Source organism: Pseudomonas sp. LBUM1666 (assembly GCF_059695775.1).
Window position 1 is genome coordinate 42,238 of sequence record NZ_CP166789.1, and the last position, 22,313, is coordinate 64,550.

Annotated in this window: 20 protein-coding genes and 1 pseudogene; 8 read left to right on the forward strand and 13 right to left on the reverse strand. The window is 58.9% G+C overall.

Going from position 1 to position 22,313, the window contains the following annotated elements; translation table 11 throughout:
* Window positions 1-206 precede the first annotated feature (206 nt).
* The 4 genes and pseudogenes from gltP to ACA056_RS00215 all read right to left on the reverse strand — a co-directional run bounded on the left by gltP (window position 207) and on the right by ACA056_RS00215 (window position 2,928).
* Window positions 207-1,538 carry a glutamate/aspartate:proton symporter GltP gene (gltP, locus tag ACA056_RS00200; RefSeq protein ID WP_497269629.1) on the reverse strand — a complete coding sequence of 444 codons (1,332 nt, stop codon included), beginning with the start codon at window positions 1,536-1,538 and terminating at the stop codon, window positions 207-209.
* A gap of 704 nt (window positions 1,539-2,242) precedes the next feature.
* Window positions 2,243-2,329 (reverse strand): annotated as a pseudogene (locus ACA056_RS00205) (inhibitor of vertebrate lysozyme family protein); the annotation flags it as partial.
* A 65-nt stretch (window positions 2,330-2,394) separates the two neighbouring features.
* A complete protein-coding gene (locus ACA056_RS00210) occupies window positions 2,395-2,559 on the reverse strand; it encodes a DUF1328 domain-containing protein (RefSeq protein WP_150657806.1) in 165 nt (54 codons plus the stop codon).
* Between the two features lie 81 nt (window positions 2,560-2,640).
* On the reverse strand, window positions 2,641-2,928 hold the full coding sequence (locus ACA056_RS00215) for a hypothetical protein (RefSeq protein WP_415766045.1): 288 nt from the start codon (window positions 2,926-2,928) through the stop codon (window positions 2,641-2,643).
* Between the two features lie 434 nt (window positions 2,929-3,362).
* Here ACA056_RS00215 and algB point away from each other — a divergent pair, with 434 nt between their 5' ends.
* Both algB and ACA056_RS00225 read left to right on the forward strand, forming a co-directional pair.
* Window positions 3,363-4,709, forward strand: coding sequence for a sigma-54-dependent response regulator transcription factor AlgB (algB, locus tag ACA056_RS00220; RefSeq protein WP_046044888.1), 1,347 nt, complete (start codon window positions 3,363-3,365; stop codon window positions 4,707-4,709).
* A 10-nt stretch (window positions 4,710-4,719) separates the two neighbouring features.
* On the forward strand, window positions 4,720-6,510 hold the full coding sequence (locus tag ACA056_RS00225) for a KinB sensor domain-containing domain (protein ID WP_497269631.1): 1,791 nt from the start codon (window positions 4,720-4,722) through the stop codon (window positions 6,508-6,510).
* A gap of 12 nt (window positions 6,511-6,522) precedes the next feature.
* On the opposite strand, the gene ACA056_RS00230 is transcribed toward ACA056_RS00225, so the two are convergent.
* The 7 genes from ACA056_RS00230 to ACA056_RS00260 form a co-directional block, all read right to left on the reverse strand.
* On the reverse strand, window positions 6,523-8,136 hold the full coding sequence (locus ACA056_RS00230) for an EAL domain-containing protein (RefSeq protein WP_497269633.1): 1,614 nt from the start codon (window positions 8,134-8,136) through the stop codon (window positions 6,523-6,525).
* A gap of 75 nt (window positions 8,137-8,211) precedes the next feature.
* On the reverse strand, window positions 8,212-8,994 hold the full coding sequence (locus tag ACA056_RS00235) for an N-acetylmuramoyl-L-alanine amidase (protein ID WP_497269635.1): 783 nt from the start codon (window positions 8,992-8,994) through the stop codon (window positions 8,212-8,214).
* Between the two features lie 103 nt (window positions 8,995-9,097).
* The gene (locus ACA056_RS00240) at window positions 9,098-11,182 is read right to left on the reverse strand and encodes a GGDEF domain-containing protein (RefSeq protein WP_497269637.1); all 2,085 of its coding nucleotides are present in this window, start codon (window positions 11,180-11,182) and stop codon (window positions 9,098-9,100) included.
* Complete coding sequence (locus ACA056_RS00245; protein ID WP_497269639.1) at window positions 11,179-12,057, reverse strand: endonuclease/exonuclease/phosphatase family protein; 879 nt, start codon at window positions 12,055-12,057, stop codon at window positions 11,179-11,181. Before ACA056_RS00245 ends, ACA056_RS00240 begins: the two co-directional genes overlap by 4 nt.
* A gap of 14 nt (window positions 12,058-12,071) precedes the next feature.
* Entirely contained in the window at window positions 12,072-12,713 is a 642-nt protein-coding gene (locus tag ACA056_RS00250; RefSeq protein WP_497269641.1) for a thiol:disulfide interchange protein DsbA/DsbL, read from the reverse strand.
* Window positions 12,714-12,913: 200 nt separating this feature from the next.
* Window positions 12,914-13,525 (reverse strand): c-type cytochrome, encoded by a 612-nt coding sequence (locus ACA056_RS00255; RefSeq protein WP_283182376.1) that lies wholly within the window; start codon window positions 13,523-13,525, stop codon window positions 12,914-12,916.
* Window positions 13,526-13,571: 46 nt separating this feature from the next.
* Window positions 13,572-13,862 (reverse strand): c-type cytochrome, encoded by a 291-nt coding sequence (locus ACA056_RS00260; RefSeq protein WP_008156007.1) that lies wholly within the window; start codon window positions 13,860-13,862, stop codon window positions 13,572-13,574.
* 191 nt (window positions 13,863-14,053) lie between these two features.
* On the opposite strand from ACA056_RS00260, the gene yihA reads away from it, so the two are divergent.
* Window positions 14,054-14,695: a ribosome biogenesis GTP-binding protein YihA/YsxC gene (gene yihA / locus ACA056_RS00265; protein ID WP_497269644.1), complete on the forward strand. Its 642-nt coding sequence runs from the start codon at window positions 14,054-14,056 to the stop codon at window positions 14,693-14,695.
* Window positions 14,696-14,985: 290 nt separating this feature from the next.
* Here the strand turns inward: yihA and polA are convergent, their stop codons facing one another.
* A complete protein-coding gene (gene polA, locus ACA056_RS00270; protein WP_497269646.1) occupies window positions 14,986-17,757 on the reverse strand; it encodes a DNA polymerase I in 2,772 nt (923 codons plus the stop codon).
* A 74-nt stretch (window positions 17,758-17,831) separates the two neighbouring features.
* Here polA and ACA056_RS00275 point away from each other — a divergent pair, with 74 nt between their 5' ends.
* Both ACA056_RS00275 and ACA056_RS00280 read left to right on the forward strand, forming a co-directional pair.
* Window positions 17,832-18,122 carry a DUF2782 domain-containing protein gene (locus tag ACA056_RS00275; RefSeq protein ID WP_461961903.1) on the forward strand — a complete coding sequence of 97 codons (291 nt, stop codon included), beginning with the start codon at window positions 17,832-17,834 and terminating at the stop codon, window positions 18,120-18,122.
* Between the two features lie 58 nt (window positions 18,123-18,180).
* Window positions 18,181-19,131, forward strand: a complete 951-nt coding sequence (locus ACA056_RS00280; protein ID WP_497269648.1) for a homoserine kinase — start codon at window positions 18,181-18,183, stop codon at window positions 19,129-19,131.
* A gap of 139 nt (window positions 19,132-19,270) precedes the next feature.
* Here the strand turns inward: ACA056_RS00280 and ACA056_RS00285 are convergent, their stop codons facing one another.
* Window positions 19,271-20,191, reverse strand: coding sequence for a zinc ABC transporter substrate-binding protein ZnuA (locus ACA056_RS00285; protein ID WP_095127245.1), 921 nt, complete (start codon window positions 20,189-20,191; stop codon window positions 19,271-19,273).
* Between the two features lie 66 nt (window positions 20,192-20,257).
* On the opposite strand from ACA056_RS00285, the gene zur reads away from it, so the two are divergent.
* Genes zur through znuB form a run of 3 tightly spaced genes read left to right on the forward strand, consistent with a single transcriptional unit; the run spans window position 20,258 to window position 22,306 of the window.
* A complete protein-coding gene (gene zur / locus ACA056_RS00290) occupies window positions 20,258-20,740 on the forward strand; it encodes a zinc uptake transcriptional repressor Zur (protein WP_033059798.1) in 483 nt (160 codons plus the stop codon).
* Window positions 20,740-21,525 carry a zinc ABC transporter ATP-binding protein ZnuC gene (znuC, locus tag ACA056_RS00295; protein ID WP_095126769.1) on the forward strand — a complete coding sequence of 262 codons (786 nt, stop codon included), beginning with the start codon at window positions 20,740-20,742 and terminating at the stop codon, window positions 21,523-21,525. The genes zur and znuC overlap by 1 nt, the downstream gene beginning before the upstream one ends.
* Window positions 21,518-22,306 (forward strand): zinc ABC transporter permease subunit ZnuB, encoded by a 789-nt coding sequence (gene znuB / locus ACA056_RS00300; RefSeq protein WP_046044875.1) that lies wholly within the window; start codon window positions 21,518-21,520, stop codon window positions 22,304-22,306. Before znuC ends, znuB begins: the two co-directional genes overlap by 8 nt.
* Window positions 22,307-22,313 lie beyond the last annotated feature (7 nt).

Consider the following 22,313-nt stretch of genomic DNA (forward strand, 5'->3'; position numbering starts at 1 on the left):
AAGAATGCCGCGAATGATAGCGGGGTGTGCAGAAACGACAAACCCCGGATTTCTCCGGGGTTTGTTTGTGTGGCTTGCTCGGGTCACTGTGGGAGCCAGCCCGCTGGCGATGAGGCCGGCACATTCAACATCTCTGTTGTTTGATACACCGCTATCGCCAGCAGGCTGGCTCCCACATAAAAGCCAGACTCCACAGGTTTCAGCTATCAGTTGCTGGAGACTTCACCCGCCGGCAACTTTTCCTTGCTGCGCCAGTGCGGCAAGGAGTTCCAGTAGCGCTGGCCCTTGGCGTCGTCGTACATGCCTTCCCAGCGGGAGATGACCAGCACGGCCAAGGCATTGCCGATCACGTTCAGTGCAGTACGGGCCATGTCCATGATGCGGTCGACACCGGCGATGAACGCCAGGCCTTCGAGCGGAATACCCACGCTGCCCAAGGTGGCCAACAGCACCACGAAGGACACACCCGGTACGCCGGCGATGCCTTTGGAGGTGACCATCAGGGTCAGCACCAACAGCAATTGCTGGCTGATCGACAGGTCGATGCCGTAGAGCTGGGCAATGAAGATTGCCGCGATGCTCTGGTACAGGGTCGAACCGTCGAGGTTGAACGAGTAACCGGTCGGTACCACGAAGCTGCAAATGGCTTTCGGCGCGCCGTAGGCTTCCATTTTCTCGATCACGCGTGGCAGCACGGTTTCGGAACTGGCGGTGGAGTAAGCCAGGACCAGCTCATCCTTGAAGATGCGCATCAGCTTGATCACCGAGAAGCCGAACAGGCGAGCGATCAGGCCCAGCACCACGAAGGCGAAGAAGGCGATGGCGACGTAAACCAGGATCACCAGTTTGGCCAGCGGTATCAGAGAGGCGAAGCCGAAGTTGGCCACGGTCACCGCGATCAGTGCGAAAACGCCGATCGGGGCGTAGTTCATGATCATGTGGGTGACTTTGAACATGCTTTCCGACACGCCCTGGAACATCTTCACCAGCGGCTCGCGCAGGTCCGATTGCAGGCTCGACAGACCGAGGCCGAACAATACGGAGAAGAAGATGATCGGCAGCATCTCGCCGCGGGCCATGGCCGCGAAGATGTTCGACGGGATCAGGTTGAGGATGGTCTGGATGAACGCATGCTCATGCTGAACCTCGGCGGCAGTGGCCTGGTACTTGGAAATATCCACGGTACCCAGGGTGCTCATGTCGATGCCGGTGCCCGGATGGAACACGTTGGCCAACACCAGACCGACCACGATGGCGATGGTGGTGACGATCTCGAAGTAAAGGATGGTCTTCAGACCGATACGCCCGAGCTTCTTCGCGTCACCGACGCCTGCAATACCGACGATCAGCGAAGAGATCACGATCGGGATCACAATCATCTTGATCAGACGGATAAAGATATCGCCTGCCGGTTGCAGGACGTTGCTGACCCACCAGGCTTTTTCGGCACTGAAATGGTTGAGCAGCGCACCGATTGCAATCCCCAATACCAGACCGATGAGGATCTGCCAGGCGAGGCTAAGCTTTGCCTTCTTCATATCTTTACCCTTACTTGCGTTTGACTCAGACAGATGCAAGAACTGGAACGCTTGTGGCGAAAAAGTCTTGTGCATCTACCCCCGTATAAGGTGCCCCGGAGCGCTTGTTATCGGCTCTCTGGCAGGCGAAAAAAGGCGCAACTATTCAGATGCAAGGAAGCGACGTCTAATGCCGTAAACGCCTACCCTATGCCGAATCGGCATGAGCTTTTTTAACTGAAACTCGCGTCCCAACCGGTTCGAATACGACATTTCGGCAGGCATAAGTGCCGTGAACCGGCCATCGCAGAGGAGGTTGGTTGTTTTTTGAACAAGGGGATGTGGGCTAAAACCTGGGAAAAAGCCTACGTTTAAGCGCGAAAATTCTCGGTCTTTGAGTCGCAGTTTTCTCGATATACGGTCACCAAAGAAACACCGCGAAATGGTTTTGCGAGGGAATTACGGAGATGAAGCGGGGATGCGAGCAGAACGCTCTAAGACAACGCTTTGCGCTGAGGAAGCTCTTCGCAAGTCCGTCGATCTGAGTGACCGACGAACTTGCGTCGCAGCTTCTGCCTGACCCGGCCCTTGCGCAGGCACTCCCTGTACCCGTAGGTCACTCCGCCCCTGAAACAGGCAGAACGTCCCGGCCCCTTGATCATGCGTCTACCGTCCTCGGGTAGCGCAGTGGAAAGAAGCCATGCTGCTTCTTTCATGTTACGAATTCAGTACCAGTGTGGATCTTTCTTCAGCTGTTCCATCAACAAGTCCTGCATACCCTGGTCCGGCTTTCCGCGTGGGCGGCTTGTCGCTGTTGCCATAGCACAACCGCCCAGAAGCAGGGCGGCTGCCAGTGTCTTTAACAAAACGCTCATATTCACCCTCGACCGCGACGGCTGAAGAAGAAGGAAGCAATGAACATCACCAGGAACACGACAAAGAGAATCTTGGCGATACCCGTGGCGGTGCCCGCGATACCACCGAAGCCCAGTACCGCAGCGATGATGGCAATGATCAAGAATGTGATTGCCCAGCTCAACATGGTGATTCTCCTTACGCTTCTATTTAGAGATGTTGCTTGTGGTGCTTTTCCCGGCGCATCGAACGCGCCAAGTTCATGTGTTTAGAACACCCAACGTTCCTGGCGAGGCATCTCATCCGCAGGCTGAGCCTGGTCGACGTCCATCATTCGCATTGGGGGGCTGTCAGCCTGGTTACTGCTGGCCGCGCTGAAATGGGTTTGGGTCGGGTGCTGAATCGACAAGCGTGGAGCTTCTTGCTGCTGGCTCTGCTCCCAACGCTGAAACTGCTGGCCGCCGATCAAGGTGATTAATAGCGCCAGAACAGCAAACAGACCTTGCTGGAGATGCAGTGGCGAGATACGCAACTGGGCGGCACGTTGGCGACTCATCCTGAAGCTCCTCCCACTCTGTGGTGATCTGTTAGGGGCGACTTCTTGAATGCCCCGGTTAATCAGACCATTGCAGCCTGCATGCCAGCTTTTCCTGATAATAAAAATCAACAAAATCAATTAGTTATTAATGATGTAGGAAACGACTCGGACGCATCCTGCACGATGGTCCTTTTGAAGTCGTGCGTAATGCACGATGGACTCGTAGAACTTTCAATATTTTTGAATTGCGAGGAGGGCGTGGATGTCACAAGGGGACACAGGCAATCGCCTGCGAACCGGCTATCTGATAAAAAAACAACAAAATCAGGCGATTAGCCTTAGGGTGAGGAGAGAGCTACGCTGCCGTGGCTGGAATCGACCAGAATCAACCATGCAACTTGCCCGATTATTCCGGGACTAACCCAAGATCATTCATTAAGGAGCGTAGGAAAATGGAGTCAGCCACTGAGCATCAAGGCCGCATTCTGCTGGTGGACGATGAGTCCGCCATCCTGCGTACTTTCCGTTATTGCCTCGAAGATGAAGGCTACAGCGTCGCTACCGCCAACAGCGCCGCTCAGGCTGATGCACTGCTTCAACGTCAAGTCTTCGACTTGTGCTTCCTCGACCTGCGCCTGGGTGAAGACAATGGCCTCGATGTGCTGGCCCAAATGCGCATTCAGGCACCGTGGATGAGGGTGGTGATCGTCACCGCTCATTCGGCCGTGGACACGGCGGTCGATGCCATTCAGGCCGGGGCCGCCGACTATCTGGTCAAACCTTGCAGCCCCGACCAATTGCGCCTGGCCACCGCCAAGCAGCTGGAAGTGCGGCAACTGTCGGCACGTCTGGAAGCCCTTGAAGGCGAAGTGCGCAAACCCAAGGATGGCCTGGACTCTCACAGCCCGGCGATGAAAGTCGTGCTCGAAACCGCCCGCCAGGTGGCCAGCACCGATGCCAATATTTTGATTCTCGGCGAGTCCGGTACCGGTAAAGGCGAACTGTCCCAAGCCATTCACGGCTGGAGCAAGCGCGCGAAGAAATCCTGCATCACGATCAACTGCCCGTCCCTGACCGCCGAACTCATGGAAAGCGAGCTCTTCGGCCATAGCCGTGGCGCGTTCACCGGGGCCAGCGAAAGTACTCTGGGTCGTGTCAATCAGGCCGACGGTGGGACGCTGTTTCTTGACGAGATCGGCGATTTTCCGTTGGTTTTGCAACCTAAACTGCTGCGTTTCATCCAGGATAAAGAATACGAACGAGTGGGCGACCCGGTCACCCGCCGCGCCGATGTGCGCATCCTCGCGGCCACTAACCAGAACCTCGAAGACATGGTGCGCGACGGCCGTTTCCGTGAAGACCTGCTCTACCGCCTGAACGTCATCACCTTGCACCTGCCGCCACTGCGCGAGCGCAGGGAAGATATTCTGAACCTGGCCGATCGCTTTCTGGCCCGGTTCGTCAAGGAATACGCGCGTCCGGCTCGGGGCTTCAGCGACGAAGCCCGTGAAGCGCTGCTTGGCTACCGCTGGCCGGGGAACATTCGCGAACTGCGCAACGTTGTGGAGCGGGCAAGCATCATTTGTCCACAGGAACGGGTCGAGATCAGTCACTTGGGCATGGCTGAAACCCCGGTCAACAACGCGCCTCGGATCGGCGCTGCGCTGAGTCTGGATGAATTGGAAAAAGCCCACATCGGAGCGGTCCTCGCCACTGCAGATACGCTGGACCAGGCCGCCAAGACCCTGGGTATCGATGCCTCGACGTTGTACCGAAAACGCAAGCAGTACAACCTGTGAGCTGTCTCCGATGAGACTGGCGATGAAGTTGCGCACGCGGCTGTTTCTGAGTATTTCCGCACTGATCACCGTGGCGCTGCTTGGGTTGTTGCTCGGGCTGGTCAGCGTGATGCAGATGGCGAGTTCCCAGGAAGCGCTGATTCGCGATAATTTCGTCACGCTCGACCTGGGACTGAAATTGCGTCAGACCCTGGGCGATCAACTGATGATCATGCTCAGCGAGAAGCCGGATCCTGCAGCGTTCGAGGCGTCCAAGCAGCATTATTTTCAGTTGCTTGATGACGGCATTGTCCATGCCCAGGCTGGCGATGAGCGCCAGCACGGTTTCGAACAGGCCAAGACTGACTACCTGAGCTTTCTGCAGGCATACGACCTGTCCCGTGGCTCGCCGCAGGTGTTGAGTGGCAACAAAGAACTCACCGAAAAATTCAATGCGCTGCGCAATGCGTTGATCGTCGAGCAACAGCGTGCGCTGGATAACATCAATGCCACCGAACGGCAGGCTCGGGAGAGGGCGCTGCTGGTTGCCGGTCTGCTCGGGCTGGTGGGGTTGGCGGTGCTGATCATCGGCTTCGTCACCGCCCACGCAATCGCTCGACGTTTCGGTGCACCGATCGAGGCTCTGGCCCAAGCGGCGGACAACATCGGCCAAGGCAATTTCGAAGTGACGCTACCGATTTCCTCGGCCGTAGAAATGAACCAGCTGACCAAGCGCTTCGGGATCATGGCCGAGGCCCTGCGCGAGCATCAGGCCACCAATGTCGATGAACTGCTCGCAGGCCAGCAGCGTTTGCAGGCCGTGCTCGACAGTATCGACGATGGGTTGCTGATGATCGACCGCGAGGGACATCTGGAACACCTCAACCCAGTGGCGCAGCGTCAGTTGGGTTGGGACAGCGATCGTCTCGGTCAAGGTCTGGGTTCGGCGCTTGAGCGTCCCGAACTCGATGATCAGCTGCAACTGGTGCTGCGCGGCGGCACCCTGGAGCGGGCGCCTGAGGACCTGAGTGTCGAGGTCGACGGTGAATCGCGGTTGCTGACCTTTAGCCTGACGCCGGTCAGCCATACACAGGGGCATATTCTCGGCGCCGTGATGGTGCTGCATGACGTCACCGAACAGCGGGCGTTTGAACGGGTACGCAGCGAGTTCGTGCTGCGTGCCTCCCATGAATTGCGAACGCCGGTCACCGGGATGCACATGGCATTCGGCCTGTTCCGCGAGCGCGCGCACTTTGCCAAGGACTCGCGTGAAGCTGATCTGCTGGACACCGTGAATGAAGAGATGCAGCGCTTGATGCAGTTGATCAATGACCTGCTGAACTTCTCCCGCTACCAGAACGGATTGCAGAAACTCACGTTGGCGCCGTGCTCCATCGAGGATTTGCTGGAGCAGGCCCGGGCACGTTCTGCCGACCCTGCAGAAGAGCAGGGCATCGACCTGCTGGTGGAAGTGCAAGGGCCATTGCCGCGATTGCAGGCCGATCAGCCGCAGCTCGACCGGGTGCTCGATAACCTGATCGACAACGCTTTGCGCCACACCGCTTCCGGCGGGCAAATACGTTTGCAGGCTCGACGCCATGGGGATCGAGTGATTATCAGCGTCGAGGATAACGGCGAAGGCATTGCCTATGGCCAGCAGGGGCGGATTTTCGAACCCTTTGTACAGGTGGGTCGCAAGAAGGGCGGTGCCGGACTCGGTCTGGCACTGTGCAAGGAAATCGTGCAGTTGCACGGCGGTCGGATGGGTGTTTATTCGCGGCCGGGGCAGGGTACTCAGTTCTATATGGCGTTGTCGGTTTAAGCCGCAGCCGCTTCAGGCTTCGTCATCGAGACGTCGGGCGGCCAATCGGCGGCCACGGGTAATCAGCTCGATGAACTGCACCGCACTCAACGCATGGGCGAATAGCCAACCCTGACCGAACTTCACGCCTTCACTGCTCAGAAGCGCCGCCTGGGATTCAAGTTCGATACCCTCGGCAATCACCTTGAGTTGCAGGGCCTGGGCCATGTGAATGATGTGCGGAGCGACACCGCTACTCGCAGCGTCATGACCCAGCGCATCAATAAACGCCTTGTCGATTTTCAGGCAATCGACTGGCAGGGTTTGCAGATAGGCGAGGCTGCAATAGCCGGTGCCAAAGTCATCGATCAGCACTTGATGCCCGACATCCCGCAAGGCTTGCAGGTTTTCCCGGGCTACCACGACATCGATCAATCCCCGCTCGGTGACCTCAAAGGCAATTTGCTTTGCCGCGACGCGGTGCAAGGTCAGCAGTCGCGCCATTACCTGACCGATACGCGGCACCATGACGTCGCAGGCCGCCAGGTTGACCGATATGTACAGTTGCGGATTGGCCCGCAACAATTGACCCAGCTGCTCAAGTAAGCGTTGCAGGACGAAGTCGGTCATCTGGCGGATCTGGCCGGTGTTCTCCGCCATCGGGATAAACAGGTCGGGGCTGGTCAAGGTGCCGTCCGGTCTTCGCCAGCGCAGCAAGGCTTCTGCCCCAACACAGTTGCGGCTGTCGAGGTCGAAGATCGGTTGATACAGCACCTGCAATTCGCCTCGTCGTATGGCACCACTCAGTTCGGCGTCCAGCGACTGTCGCTGGCGCACCAGCAGAAGCACCAGAAAACCCACGCATAAGGCGAGTGCCAGGCTGGCCGGCAGCAACCACCACCAGACTGCGGGCACATGCATACCGGTACGCGGGCTGATCAGCACCAATTGGTATTCCGGATTGTTGGTGGGCATGCGGTAAATCAAGCGGGAATGCGTCACTTGTAGCGCGTCGAGGCTTTTCGGGGGCCAGGGTTCGGTTGGTGGCCAGACCTGCGAGACACCCAGTACCGGAATCGCGCGCGTACCGTGGTCGAGCACCACCAGCAGGCTGCTTCCCGGTGGCAAGTCCACCATGTCGGTCAAATGCCCGCGAGACGTCGCGACACGAAAATTGCCGCGTCCGAGCATCAGCGCGGCGCGGTTTTCATCGGGTTCGGTGGTGGTGTTCAGCCAGTAGCTGTAGGTCGGCCCCTTGATGTCTGGCGGCCTTATCATCGACAGCCCTTCCTGGCGGGGGCGGTTGGAACAGATCCGCGAGGCGTCCATATAAGCGGCTTCGTAAACGAAACGGTAATTGAAGCTGACCTGTTGCAAGGTCGCGATCATTTCGTCATCGCAGCCGCGTAACGGCTGGGCTTCCAGGTCGTCGAGGCTTTCACGCAACTGCCCGAAAAGTTGCTCCAGGCGAGCAAGGAAGCGCTCGCCCTGGGCATTCATTTCTTCGCTTTCGCTCTGCTCGACTTGATGCATGGCCACGAACAGGCTGCCGGCCATCAGGAGTGTCGCGCTCAAGGCAGCAGCCAGTATCGCCAAAAACCAAGGGCGAAAGAACCAACTACGTAGTGTCTCTCGAGCAGCAGGCATAGGGAATATCCGAAGAATTACCAATGAGTTATAGCTGCTGATTGGAAAAAAGCCCTGACCGTCGGGCGGGCGTCATTATTTTGTCTGGTTCAAGACTTGTAGAAGTGCCGCGGTTTGCGCATCCGGTGTGCCATCGAAACGTGACGGTCGGAAATGCATCTGGAAGGCCGCAATCACATGACGTGTCGCAACATCCAGTTCGCCAGTTTGCGGCGTGGGATAACCCGCGCGGGCCAGTTGTGCCTGAAACCAGCTGATGGTTGGCAGTTGTACTTCGAACTGTGCTTGCTGACGGGTTACGGCCTGCTCGTTCGGCCAGATGCCCAGGCCTTCGGCCGCCAGGCGTTTCCAGGGGAACGCCGGCCCCGGATCAAGCTTGCGCAGCGGGGCGATGTCGCTATGGCCAATGATGCTGCGAGGGTTGATGGCGTAGCGTTTGCTGATGTCCTTGAGCAGAACGATCAATGACTGGACCTGGGCTTCGCTGTAGGGATACCAGAAGCGTCCTCCGTTCGGGAGTTCCTTGAAACCCGGATTGGCGATTTCGATACCGATGGAGCTGGAGTTCAACCAAGTCCGGCCTTGCCATTCGCTTTCCCCGGCGTGCCAGGCTCGGAGGTTTTCATCCATTAGCTTGTAGATGGTGGCGCCCTTGTCGTCGCCAATCAGATAGTGGCTGCTGACGTCGCCGTGGGTCAGCAGTTGCAGCGAGCGCTCCAGTGACGCGGAGGTGTAGTGCACCACCACGAACTGAATGCGGTTGTCGTAATTGGCTGAAGGGTGACTTGTGTCGAACCGGGGGCCGCTGGCACAACCGGCCAACAGAATCAGAGACACGATGAGAGTTAGATATTTCATGGCAGAAGGCAATACACGCAAGACAGTAATGCAACAGTGTAACGTACTGCCTTGCGCGCAGACGGCCAACGCGAAGTTTTAAACAAAATGGAACAATTGACCTTCAGCCCAGTGCCACTTGGTTGCGGCCGGCATGTTTCGCGCGATATAGCGCCTGATCGGCTCTTTTAAGGACCAGATCGCTATGTTCGCCGGGCTTGAATGCAGTCAGACCCATGGAAATGGTGATGGTTACCGGCTCACCCTTGAAGTGGAAAGGACAGGCTTCGATCGAGGCGCGCAGCTTTTCCAGCAGTTTCGCACCAGCAGTTGGCACTGTGTCTGGCATCAACAGGACAAACTCCTCACCGCCGAACCGGGCAATGAAATCCGTCCCGCGCAGGCGCTTGCGTAGCACGCTGGCGATGATTTTCAGTACTTTGTCGCCCGCCAGGTGACCATAGTTATCGTTAATGCGTTTGAAATGGTCGAGGTCGAGCATTGCCAGCAACAGGGTGTTGCCGTGTTGCTGCCATTGGTTGATTTCGTGATCCAGCCGTTCGCTCCAGGCTGCCCGGTTAGGCAGACCGGTCAGCGGGTCGATCAAGGCTTTCTGACGTTGCTCTTCAAGATGCTCGCGGTAGCCCTGGGCTTCCTGCTCCATGTGCGCAACGCGTTCGGCCAGACCATGAAGGCGGGCTGCAACTTCCTGCTCACGCTCGTCACGCTGCTTCTGGTGCTGGTCCATGGTGCCGAGCAGGCCTTCCAGGTGGTTTTCCAGGACGTGTTTGAGATCGTCCAGGTCGGCGGCTTCCTGCATGCTGCTCTGCAAGCCGTCGACCTGCTCGCGGATCTGCGTATCCATCTCGCGTGCGGCGGAACGGTTGTCGGCATGGCCTTCGCTGGCGGCTTGCAAGTTGCTTTGGAACGACTCGAGGCGTTCGTTTAGCTGTTGCAAGTAGGCTTCGAATTCATGCTGGCCACTGTCGGTGATTGCCAGCATCAAAGTTGCCAGATCGTCGAGGATTGGCAGCAGTTCGTACCAATTCAAACCGTTTTGCAGGCGATCACGCATCGCTTCGGCTTGCGGACGATGACGCTCGGGCAGCGTCAGGTCGTCGAGCAGGCCCAGTAGCGTGTCTTCGATATGCTTGGCCACCGAGCTGTAGGACGGCTCGGGTGAGTCCGGCAGGGCGTAGAGAATATCTGGCTGGGGTTGTTCAGGATCGACGGTGGCCAACACCTGGGCCAGGGCCGGGGGCAGCGGCAGGCTGTCGAGATAGACCACCGGGGTCAGTTCGTCGGGATTGATTGCCGGTTGAGCCTGTATTTCTGGCTCGATGATTGATGGCGCGGGTTCTTCTGGATGCTCTATGTCCGGTTGCGGTTGCGGTTGCGTCTCTGGAGTCTGGGCGCGTGCTCGCTCCGGCTCAAGCACCGGCGGGACAAACGCTACAACTGCAGGAGAAGGCGCTGCTGCGGGCGGAGCCTCGATCGTCGGTGACTCGGATGCAGTAGCGGGCGCGGCAACTTGTGCGACCGCCACTTGCGGCTTATTGATCTCTGGCGCGAGATCGACAGTTACCTGCGGTGTCTCGGCATGAGGCACAGCAACCGCTTCGGCTGGCTGCGGGGCGGGCGTCGGGAAGGTGCCGGAGGCAACCTGTAATGCCACTTCATCCGTTTCACGGCTACCAAACAGTCGCTGCAGCAAACCAGGGCGGCCGGGTTCTGCCGGGTTTTCAAGCTGATTCAGGGCTTTGCCTTGCAGGCCGCTCAGTTCGCTGAGCAGCAACGGAATTTCGCGCGCCTGCCCGACTCTTGCATCCAGATGCTTGGCGAAGTTTTTCAGAGGCCGGCTTACTTCGCGGGGCAGCGGTAATGTTTGCAGCTGCGAGACCAGCGCGGTCAATGCAGCGCTGGTCTGATTAACCCGGGTTTCCCGGCGTTGTTCGGAGTCGAGAACGGCTTTTTCCAGACGCGGAAGCAGGGCTGCCAGGCCGGCGTCCATGTCGTCGGTACGCACGACTTCGCGCATTTCCTTCATGCACTGGTCAACGGCGCGGTCGGTGCCCTCGGCTGCCAGCGTGCTGCGCACCAGGCCACGACGCAGCAGGTCGATTCGGGCGTCCCATCGACGTTCGAGTTTTTCCTGTTGTTCGATGCTTTTGAGGTATTTCTCTTTCCAGCGCTGTGCTTCGTCGCTCATTCATGGGATCCGCGAGGGGCAGGACTCAACGCGGGCAATGCATCGGCCGTGAGCGAACCCGGCAGACGAATCTCTACCGCGACCGGCAGGTGATCGGAAATGGGTTGTGCCAGCACCTCGACCTTTTCAAGGGTCAGGGTGGGGCTCAGCAGAATATGGTCCAGACAGCGCTGCGGGCGCCAGCTAGGGAAAGTTGCTTCCAGTTGCGGCGCGAGCAGGCCGAGGTCACGCAGCGGGGAGTTTTGCAGTAAGTCACTGGCGTGGGTATTCATGTCGCCCATCAGCACCTGGTGTTTGTAACCGCCGATCAACTCGCGGATGTAAGCCAGTTGCATGCTGCGGGCTCGGGCGCCCAGCGCCAGGTGCATCATGACCACCACGAGCGCCTCAGGACCTTCGCCAAAGCGCACCAGAATCGCCCCGCGACCCTTGGGCCCCGGTAGCGGATGATCTTCAATCGCCCACGGGCGCAGGCGGCTGAGCACACCATTGCTGTGCTGGCCGAGGCGTCCGAGATTGCGATTGAGTTGTTGATACCAGTAGGGGAATGCGCCGAGCTGGGCCAGGTGTTCGACCTGGTTGACGTAGCCTGATCGCAGGCTGCCGCCATCGGCTTCCTGCAAGGCGACCAGATCGAAGTCGCCCAGCAGATTGCCGATCTTTTGCAGATTGTCGGCACGCCCGGTGTGCGGCAACAGATGCTGCCAGCCCCGGGTCAGGTAGTGCCGATATCGCTCGGTACTGATGCCGACCTGGATATTGAAGCTGAGCAAGCGCAGACGACTGTCTGCGGGCAGGCCCGTCGATTCCAGATGATGTTCGTTGACCCGCGGATCATGCAGGCCCACGACGCGTTCAGTACCCCAGCGGCGCATGGCAGTCGCCGCGCTTAGTTGGCAGCAGCCTTGTTAGCCGCTCGCTCTTTGTCGATCAGCTTGTCGGCCAGTTGCAATGCTTGCTCGGCACCGCCGGCAGAGCCCACGTCGAAGCGATACTTGCCGTTGACGACCATGGTCGGAACGCCGGAGATTTCATACTTTTTGGCCAGGTCAATGGCCTTGACGATCTGACCCTTGATGGCGAAGGAGTCGAAGGTGGCCAGGAACTTGTCCTTGTCTACGCCCTGAGTGGTCAGGAAATCTGCCATTTCATTCTTGTCGACCAGCTTCTTGTGTTCTTTCTGAATTGCGTTGAACACCGCAGCGTGAACCTTGTTTTCGACGCCCATGGCTTCAAGGGTCAGGAACATCTGGCCGTGTGCGTTCCATGGGCCGCCAAACATGGCAGGAATGCGGACGAAGTTCACGTCGGAAGGCAGTTTCTCAACCCATGGATTGATCACGGGTTCGAAAGCGTAGCAGTGCGGGCAGCCGTACCAGAACAGCTCCACCACTTCGATCTTGCCAGGCACAGCTACCGGGACGGGATTGGTCAGTTCGACATAAGGCGCCGCGGGTGCTTCGGCGGCCTGGGCAGTCATGCCGAACAGGCTGGCAGCGACGAGTGCGGCGCTGATGATCAGATTACGCATGCTTTACTCCTGGACAATTTTGGTCGCCTCGCGCGACCTGTTTTCAGACAGGTCCTGGCGGGCTTGAGTTCTGTAGTGTAACGGCAGCGGCCACAAAAAAGGGCGGCCTAAGCCACCCTTTTTATACTTGCTGCGACGGATTAATAGAGCGTTAACGTTGCTGGAGATGTCCACCCAACGCAACGCTCGATCCGCAGGCCTTAATGCAGGCCCTGAATGTAGCTGGAGACCGCGGCGATATCTTCGTCGCTCAGCTTTTTGGAGATGCTCTGCATCGGCTTGGTGTCGCCATCGTTGGTGCGGCCGGCTTCTTCCTTGCGGAAGTCGGTCAGTTGCTTGGCGATGTATTGAGCGTGTTGGCCGCCCAGGTGCGGGAAGCCGGCAGCTGCGTTGCCTGTACCATTCGGCGAGTGGCAGCCGGTGCAGGCTGGCAGGCCCTTGGCCAGATCGCCGCCGCGGAACAGTGCCTCACCGCGAGAAACGACTTTCGGGTCGGCGGCGCCAACGCTGCCTTTCTGACTGGCGAAGTAGGCGGAGATATCGGCCAGGTCCTGATCGCTCAGGTTGGTCAGCAGGCCGGTCATTTCCAGTACCGTGCGTTTGCCGGACTTGATGTCGTGTAGCTGCTTGTTCAGATAACGCTCGCCCTGGCCTGCCAGTTTCGGAAAGTTAGGCGCCATACTGTTGCCATCCGGGCCATGACAGGCGCCACATACTGCGGCTTTCGCCTGACCAGCAGTCGCATCACCTGCAGCATGGGCAATGCCGGAGATCCCCACGGTCAACAGCAGACTCACGATCAATTTGTTCATCAGCTAATCCAACTACGGCTAAGGGTTAAAGAGTTATGGGCCGGGATCACTCGCTCATCCACTGGATGATTGCTTGGTAATCCTCGGCACTGCAGTCCATGCACAAACCACGCGGCGGCATCGCCTTGAAACCCTGGGTCACGTGTTGCACCAGCGTCTCCATACCTTTCGCCAACCTCGGCGTCCAAGCTTCCTGATCGCCCTTTTTGGGCGCCATGGGTAGTTGGCCGGAATGACAGGCACCACAAACACGGTTGTACACAGCTTCCGGATCCTGTGTAGCCTGAGCGCTGTAAAGCGGCATCAAGACACCGGCAGCTAGCAGCCATTTCGTCATAAAACGACCTTTTCAGGGTTGAGAGCGTTCTGCGTTCTAGTGCGCAATCAAGGTCAATCGCTCTCGTGAACTTCATCCTACGCTGGGACAAAGCGCACACAAAATCTGCGGCATTATATACTGGCGTCACTGAAACGGAAACGACACTGCTCGCCGCGTCCATTCCCGGCGCCGCCCACATCGGAAATCCCATGCAACTCAAGAACCCCATCCTCGGCCTGTGCCAACAGTCCACCTTCATGCTCAGCGCTGCCAAAGTCGATCAATGTCCCGACGACGAAGGCTTTGAAGTGGCCTTCGCCGGGCGTTCCAACGCCGGCAAGTCCAGTGCGCTGAACACCTTGACGCACGCCAGCCTGGCGCGAACCTCGAAAACTCCGGGTCGCACGCAGCTCTTGAACTTCTTCAAGCTAGACGATGATCGTCGTCTGGTCGACCTGCCGGGGTACGGTTACGCGAAAGTGCCTATCCCGTTGAAGCTGCACTGGCAGCGTCACCTGGAAGCCTATCTGGGTGGTCGTGAGAGTTTGAAGGGGCTGATTTTGATGATGGACATCCGTCATCCAATGACCGACTTCGACCTGCTGATGCTCGACTGGGCTGTCGCCAGCGGCATGCCGATGCACATTTTGCTGACCAAAGCCGACAAGCTGACCTATGGCGCGGCGAAAAACGTCCTGCTCAAGGTTCAGGCAGACATCCGCAAGGGTTGGGGAGATGCGATCAGCATCCAACTGTTTTCGGCGCCAAAACGCATGGGCCTGGAAGACGCCTACACTGTACTGGCAGGCTGGATGGAGCTGGCGGACAAGGGCACCGAGCTCGCGGATTAATAAACTGCGGGCAAAAAAAACCCCGGACTTCTTATGGGGAGGGGGAAGTTCCGGGGTTCAAGTTCCGGACCGTTAGGGCGGGGTCCAGATATCTGCCAACACTTAACACAACATTAGGAGCATCGAAGGGCTTCACCACCCATTCAGTAACTCTGAGTGGCGATTCAGGAGATTAGTTCAGAATTTTTTAAAAAGCCTTTGGAATAGGCCATCGAATTTTCCGAACTAAGAGCCCTTCGGTCTTTCTGCCGCGGCACTATGCCGCAGCGGAAAACGCCTTTTCAGACGGTTCAGTGAGCCTCATCCCAGTTATTTCCTACACCAACCTCTACCAATAGCGGCACATCAAGCTTCGCTGCGTCGCTCATGTGCACGCGAATTTCATCGCGGACCTGATCGACCAAATCCTCACGCACTTCCAGAACCAATTCATCGTGCACCTGCAGGATGACTTTGGCGTCCATGCCTGATGCTGTCAGCCAGCTATCCACGGCAATCATGGCTTTCTTGATGATGTCCGCCGCAGTGCCTTGCATCGGGGCGTTGATCGCTGTGCGTTCGGCACCTTTGCGCAGGGCCGGGTTTTTCGCGTTGATTTCCGGCAGGTACAAGCGACGACCAAAGATGGTTTCGACGAAACCTTGTTCGGCGGCCTGGGCGCGGGTGCGTTCCATGTATTCCAGCACGCCTGGGTAACGGGCGAAGTAACGGTCGATGTAGGCCTGGGATTGCTTGCGATCAACGCCAATCTGTTTGGCCAGGCCAAACGCGCTCATTCCGTAGATCAATCCGAAGTTGATCGCCTTGGCGCTGCGCCGTTGGTCGGTGGTGACGTCTGCCAGTTCAACCCCGAAGACTTCCGCTGCGGTGGCTTTGTGCACGTCCAGATCGTTGCGGAACGCGTGCAGCAACCCTTCGTCCTTGGCCAGATGAGCCATGATTCGCAGTTCGATTTGCGAATAGTCCGCTGCCAGCAGCTTGTAGCCTTTGGGTGCGATGAACGCCTGACGAATCCGGCGCCCTTCGGCGGTGCGGATAGGAATGTTCTGCAGGTTTGGATCGCTGGACGACAAACGTCCGGTTGCCGCTACGGCCTGGTGGTAAGAGGTGTGAATTCGCCCGGTGCGTGGGTTGATCTGCTCTGGCAGGCGATCGGTGTAGGTGCTTTTCAGCTTACTCATCGAGCGGTACTGCATCAGCACTTTGGGCAGCGGGAAATCCTGTTCGGCCAGTTCCGCCAGCACGGCTTCGGCGGTGGACGCCTGGCCCTTGGCGGTTTTGCTGAGAATTGGCAGGCCGAGTTTTTCGTACAGGATTACGCCCAATTGCTTCGGCGAGCCGAGGTTGAATTCTTCCCCGGCAATGGCGAACGCCTCACGCTCGAGGGCGACCATTTTCTCGCCCAGCTCAACGCTCTGAATGCCCAGCAGGTTGGCATCGACCAGAGCGCCTTGGCGTTCGATCCGTGCCAGCACCGGCACCAACGGCATTTCGATATCGCTCAGAACCTTGCTCAGGCTTGGGATGGCATTGAGCTTTTCCTGCAGGGTTTGATGCAGGCGCAGCGTTACGTCGGCGTCTTCGGCGGCGTAAGGCCCGGCCAGTTCCAGGGAGATCTGGTCAAATGTCAGCTGTTTGGCGCCTTTGCCTGCGATGTCCTGAAAACTGGTAGTGGTGTGATTCAGGTACTTGAGCGCCAGGCTGTCCATGTCGTGGCGGGTCGCGGTGGAGTCCAGCACGTAGGATTCGAGCATCGTGTCGAAAGCGACGCCTTGTACGGTGATGCCGCAGCTCTGATCGCCACCGATGGCGCAGTTGGCCAGGATGTTCATGTCGAATTTGGCGTGCTGGCCGACCTTGAGTTTGTTCGGGTCTTCCAAAATTGGCTTCAGCGCGCGCAGCACGGTGTCGCGATCGAGCTGATCCGGCACGCCCATGTAGGAATGGGTCAGCGGGATGTAGGCCGCTTCGTTGGCTTGTACAGCGAAAGACAGGCCCACCAGTTGCGCCTGCTGCGCATCGATGCCGGTAGTTTCCGTATCGAAGGCAATCAGCTTGGCGTCGTTGAGCTTCTTCAGCCACAGGTCGAAATCAGCCTGGGTGAGGATCGTTGTGTACTTGAGTTCGGTATCGACGGCCGCTTCTTCAGCCACTGGAGCGACGACTTCCTGACCGGAACGCTTGGCGTCGCGCTGGTTATCTTCGAACCAGCTCTTGAACTCCAGCAAGGTATAGAGCTCGGCGAGCTTGTCGTGATCCGGCTTGCCCATTTGCAGGTCGTCGAGGCCGATATCCAGCGGCACGTCGATCTTGATGGTCGCCAGTTGATAGGAGAGGAACGCCATCTCCTTGTGCTCTTCGAGCTTGGCGGGCAGGGTTTTCGCACCACGAATCGGCAGGGTCGGGACAATGTCGAGCTGCGCATAGAGCTCGGTCAAGCCGCCGTTCACGCCGACCAACAGGCCGGAAGCAGTCTTCGGGCCAATGCCCGGAACGCCTGGAATGTTGTCGGAAGAATCGCCCATGAGTGCCAGGTAATCGATGATCTGCTCGGGAGCGACGCCGAATTTCTCCTTCACGCCCTCTACGTCCAGCGCGCTACCGGTCATGGTATTGACCAAGGTAATGTGGCCGTCGACCAGCTGCGCCATGTCCTTGTCGCCGGTGGAGATCACCACAGGGCGATCGGCCGCCGCGCTGCTGCGGGCCAGGGTGCCGATCACGTCGTCGGCTTCGACGCCTTCGACGCACAACAGTGGAAAGCCCAGGGCGATCACGCTCTGGTGCAGTGGCTCGATCTGAACACGCATGTCGTCGGGCATGCTCGGACGGTTGGCCTTGTATTCGGCGTACATGTCATCGCGAAATGTCCCACCCTTGGCGTCGAACACCACGGCGAACGGACTGTTCGGGTACTGCTTGCGCAGACTCTTGAGCATGTTCAGCACGCCTTTGACCGCACCGGTCGGCAAACCTTTGGACGTGGTCAGCGGTGGGAGGGCGTGAAAGGCGCGGTACAGGTAAGAAGAACCGTCCACCAGGACGAGGGGGGCTTGGCTCATGAGCAGGATCAACCTTTTCGGCGGGTCCGGCGCTAGAATAGCGGGACCGTTGACGACAAAGGGACAAGGTTATCATGCGCACACTAAATCGCTTGCTGCTGGCTGGCCTGTTTGCAATCGCTCCAATAGCCGTCATGGCGGCGGACGATGCACCGTCGTCAGACCCCGACGTCACCATTCGCACGGAAGGGGACAAAACGATCCAGGAGTACCGCCAAAACGGTTTCCTGTATGCGATCAAGGTCACCCCGAAGGGCGCACCGCCGTATTTTCTGGTGCGCGCGGACGGGACCGATGCAAACTTCATCCGCTCGGATCAGCCGGATATGCTGATTCCGTCGTGGAAGATCTTTGAGTGGAAGTAGTTTCTTAATTTCAATCGGCGCTGGCTCAAGCAGCGGCGCCCGTACTGGCAGTTCAAACATGTCTGTGTTCACCCCGCTGGCTCGGCCCGAGCTGGAAACCTTTCTCGCCCCTTACGGGCTCGGCCGCCTGCTTGATTTCCAGGGGATTGCCGCTGGTAGCGAAAACACCAATTTCTTTATCAGCCTGGAGCAGGGCGAATTTGTCCTGACCCTGGTTGAGCGTGGTCCCGTTCAGGAGATGCCGTTCTTCATAGAACTGCTCGACGTGTTGCATGACGCCGACCTGCCAGTGCCTTATGCCTTGCGCACCACCGACGGCGTCGCCTTGCGCGAACTGGCCGGCAAACCTGCGCTGTTGCAGCCACGTCTGGCTGGCAAGCACATCAAGGAAGCCAACGCGCAGCATTGCGCTCAGGTGGGCGAGTTGCTCGGCCATCTGCATCTGGCGACCCAGGCCAACATGATCAAGCGCAAGACCGATCGGGGCCTGGACTGGATGCTGGAAGAGGGCACGCAGTTGCTGTCGCACCTCAATGCCGAGCAAAGCGATCTGTTGCAACGGGCGCTGGACGAAATCACACAGCAGAAGACGAAAATTCTGGCGCTGCCGCGAGCCAATATCCACGCCGACCTGTTCCGCGATAACGCGATGTTTGAAGGCACGCACCTGACCGGGTTGATCGACTTCTATAACGCGTGTTCGGGGCCGATGCTCTACGACGTGGCGATCGCCTTGAACGACTGGTGTTCGGACGAGAGCGGGTTGATCGACGGACCGCGGGCGAGGGCGTTGCTTGGCGCTTATGCAGCGCTGCGACCGTTCACGGCGGCCGAGGCGGAGTTGTGGCCGACCATGCTGCGGGTGGCGTGTGTGCGGTTCTGGTTGTCGCGGTTGATCGCCGCCGAGTCGTTTGCCGGGCAGGACGTGCTGATTCACGATCCGATGGAGTTTCAGCAGCGTCTGGCGAAGCGTCAGAAGGTCAACACGCCGCTGCCGTTCGCCCTATAAATGCCACTAAGGTAAGACGGGGATCACTGCAATCCCTGTGGGAGCGAGCTTGCTCGCGATAGCGGCGGGACAGTCAACATTGATGCTGAATGTTATTGCGCCTTCGCGAGCAAGCTCGCTCCCACAGGTTTTGTGTCAGTTACAACGACTCCAGACACCCAGCCAAATCATTCCCCAATTTTTCCAGCACCTGCTCATACCCCTGAGCGGTCGCCGGCGTGTACCCGCCCAGCGCGTCCAGTTCTGCCAGCTTCACCGGCAGACCCGCCACCAGGGTTTCCGCCAGGCGCGGACGCAGAGGCGGTTCGCTGAACACGCAAGTTTTGCCGACTTCCTGCAATCGTGTGCGCATCGCCGCGACGTGCTGGGCGCCGGGTTGGACCTCGGCGGCGACGCTGAATACGCCGGCGTGCTTGAGGCCGTAGGCGTCTTCAAAGTAGTCGAAGGCCTCGTGGAATACGAAGTACGGTTTGCCCGCGATGCCGGCCAGGCGCGCCTTCAAGCGAAGATCCATTGCATCCAGACGCTCATCGAACGCCTTGAGGTTGCTCTGATAACGCGCGGCATTGGCCGGATCGGCTGCACTCAAGTCAGCAGCCATTTTTGTGGCGATGACACGGGCGTTGACCGGCGAAAGCCACAAGTGCGCGTCCAGGCTGCCGGGACGGTGATCGTGATCATGCTCATCGGCTTCTTCTGCGTGGGAGTGGCTATCTTCGGCGAAATGTCGCAGTTTCAGGCCCGGTAAATCCTGCACGGCGACGCTGGGCAGCGTACGACCATTCAGCACGCGGGGCAGGAAACCTTCCATGCTCGGACCGATCCAGTAAACCAGATCCACCGATTGCACCTTCCGTACGTCGGATGGGCGCAAGGCATAGTTATGAGGCGAGGCGCCGGGCGGCAGCAAGACTTCCGGAATTGCCACGCCGTCCTGCACCGCCGCGGCGATCAGCTGTAGAGGCTTGATACTGGTGAGAACTTTGACTTCGGCGTGAGCTGAACCCATCAGCAGAAAACTTGCGACAAATGCGACAAAGATAGAAAAAAGTCGGGACACGATGACCACTCGAAGAGGCGAGAACGGGTAACATAATAACGTCTCTCACAAAACTCGTCGCCGCTCATGCCTAAAACACCGATTGCCAGCCGTCCCCACGACCACTCTCATTGCGTCCATAGCGCATTGTCTGAGGCCGATGCTCTGTGCGCACGTCAAGGCCTGCGCCTGACCGCATTGCGCCGGCGGGTGCTGGAACTGGTGTGGCAAAGTCACAAACCGTTGGGTGCCTACGACATTCTCGCGGTGCTCAGCGAGCAGGACGGCCGCCGTGCGGCGCCGCCGACCGTGTACCGTGCGCTGGACTTCCTGCTGGAAAACGGCCTCGTACACCGCATCTCCTCGCTGAACGCCTTCGTCGGCTGCAATCACCCGGGGCACGCCCACCAGGGCCAGTTCCTGATTTGCCGCGAATGCCACGCCGCCATCGAGCTCGAACAGAAATCCATCAGCGACGCGATCATCAGTAGCGCCAAGGATGTCGGATTTGTCGTCGAGGGCCAGACCGTTGAAGTGGTCGGCCTCTGCTCGGGTTGCCAGGGGGTTTGATGAGCAACGCGCTGATCCGCCTCGAGCAGGTTGCCGTCACCTTTGCCGGGCAAAACGTGCTGGATAACATCGAGCTGAGCGTCGAGCCGGGGCAGATCGTTACCCTGATCGGCCCTAACGGCGCCGGCAAGACCACGCTGGTGCGCGCTGTACTCGGTCTGTTGAAACCGGACAGCGGCAGCGTGTGGCGCAAGCCGAAACTGCGGGTCGGTTACATGCCGCAAAAACTTCACGTCGATCCGACGCTGCCGCTGTCGGTGCTGCGCTTCTTGCGTCTGGTGCCGGGCGTGGACCGCGCCATGGCCTTGGCGGCACTCAAGGAAGTCGGCGCCGAACAGGTGATCGACAGTCCGGTGCAAAGTGTTTCCGGTGGCGAAATGCAGCGGGTGCTGCTGGCCCGGGCATTGCTGCGTGAGCCGGAACTGCTGGTGCTCGACGAACCTGTGCAAGGCGTCGATGTGGCCGGTCAGGCCGAGCTCTACAGCCTGATCACGCGATTGCGTGACCGCCACGGCTGCGGCGTGTTGATGGTGTCCCACGATCTGCACCTGGTGATGAGCACCACCGACCAAGTGGTCTGCCTCAACCGCCACGTTTGCTGCTCCGGGCATCCCGAGCAGGTCAGCGGTGATCCGGCTTTCGTCGAGCTGTTCGGAAAGAACGCACAAAGCCTGGCGATTTATCACCACCATCACGACCACGCCCATGACTTGCATGGCTCGGTGGTCAGCGCGGCCCCGTCAGCCCCTACCCACGTTCACGGAGATAGCTGCAAGCATGGCTGATTTTCTGCTCTACGCCCTGCTTGCAGGTCTGGCCCTGGCATTGGTCGCGGGCCCGCTGGGTTCGTTCGTGGTCTGGCGGCGCATGGCCTATTTCGGCGACACCCTTTCGCATGCCGCTTTGCTCGGCGTGGCGCTGGGTTTTCTGCTGGATGTCAGCCCGACCGTTGCGGTCACCGTAGGCTGCCTGCTGTTGGCGGTGTTGCTGGTGACCTTGCAACAGCGCCAACCACTGGCGTCCGACACGCTTTTGGGAATTCTCGCACCGAGCACGCTCTCTTTGGGTTTGGTCGTACTAAGCTTCATGCACGAAGTGCGGATCGACCTGATGGCTTATCTGTTCGGCGACTTGCTGGCGATCAGCCCGACCGATCTGGCCTGGATACTCGGCGGCAGCGCGGCCGTTCTGGCCTTGCTGGTGACGTTGTGGCGGCCATTGCTGGCAATCACGGTGCACGAAGAATTGGCCAGGGTTGAAGGTCTGCCGGTGGCGGCATTGCGCTTGACCCTGATGTTGCTGATCGCTGTGGTGATCGCGGTGGCGATGAAAATCGTCGGTGTGTTGCTGATTACGTCCTTGCTGATCATCCCGGCGGCTGCGGCACAACGTCACGCCCGGTCACCGGAGCAGATGGCACTGGGCGCGAGCCTGCTGGGTATGCTCGCGGTCTGTGGCGGGCTGGCGCTGTCGTGGTTCAAAGACACCCCGGCGGGCCCATCGATTGTTGTGACGGCCGCCGCACTGTTTCTGCTGAGTTTTGTCCTGCCCCGTCGAGGGGTGTAGACTTGCT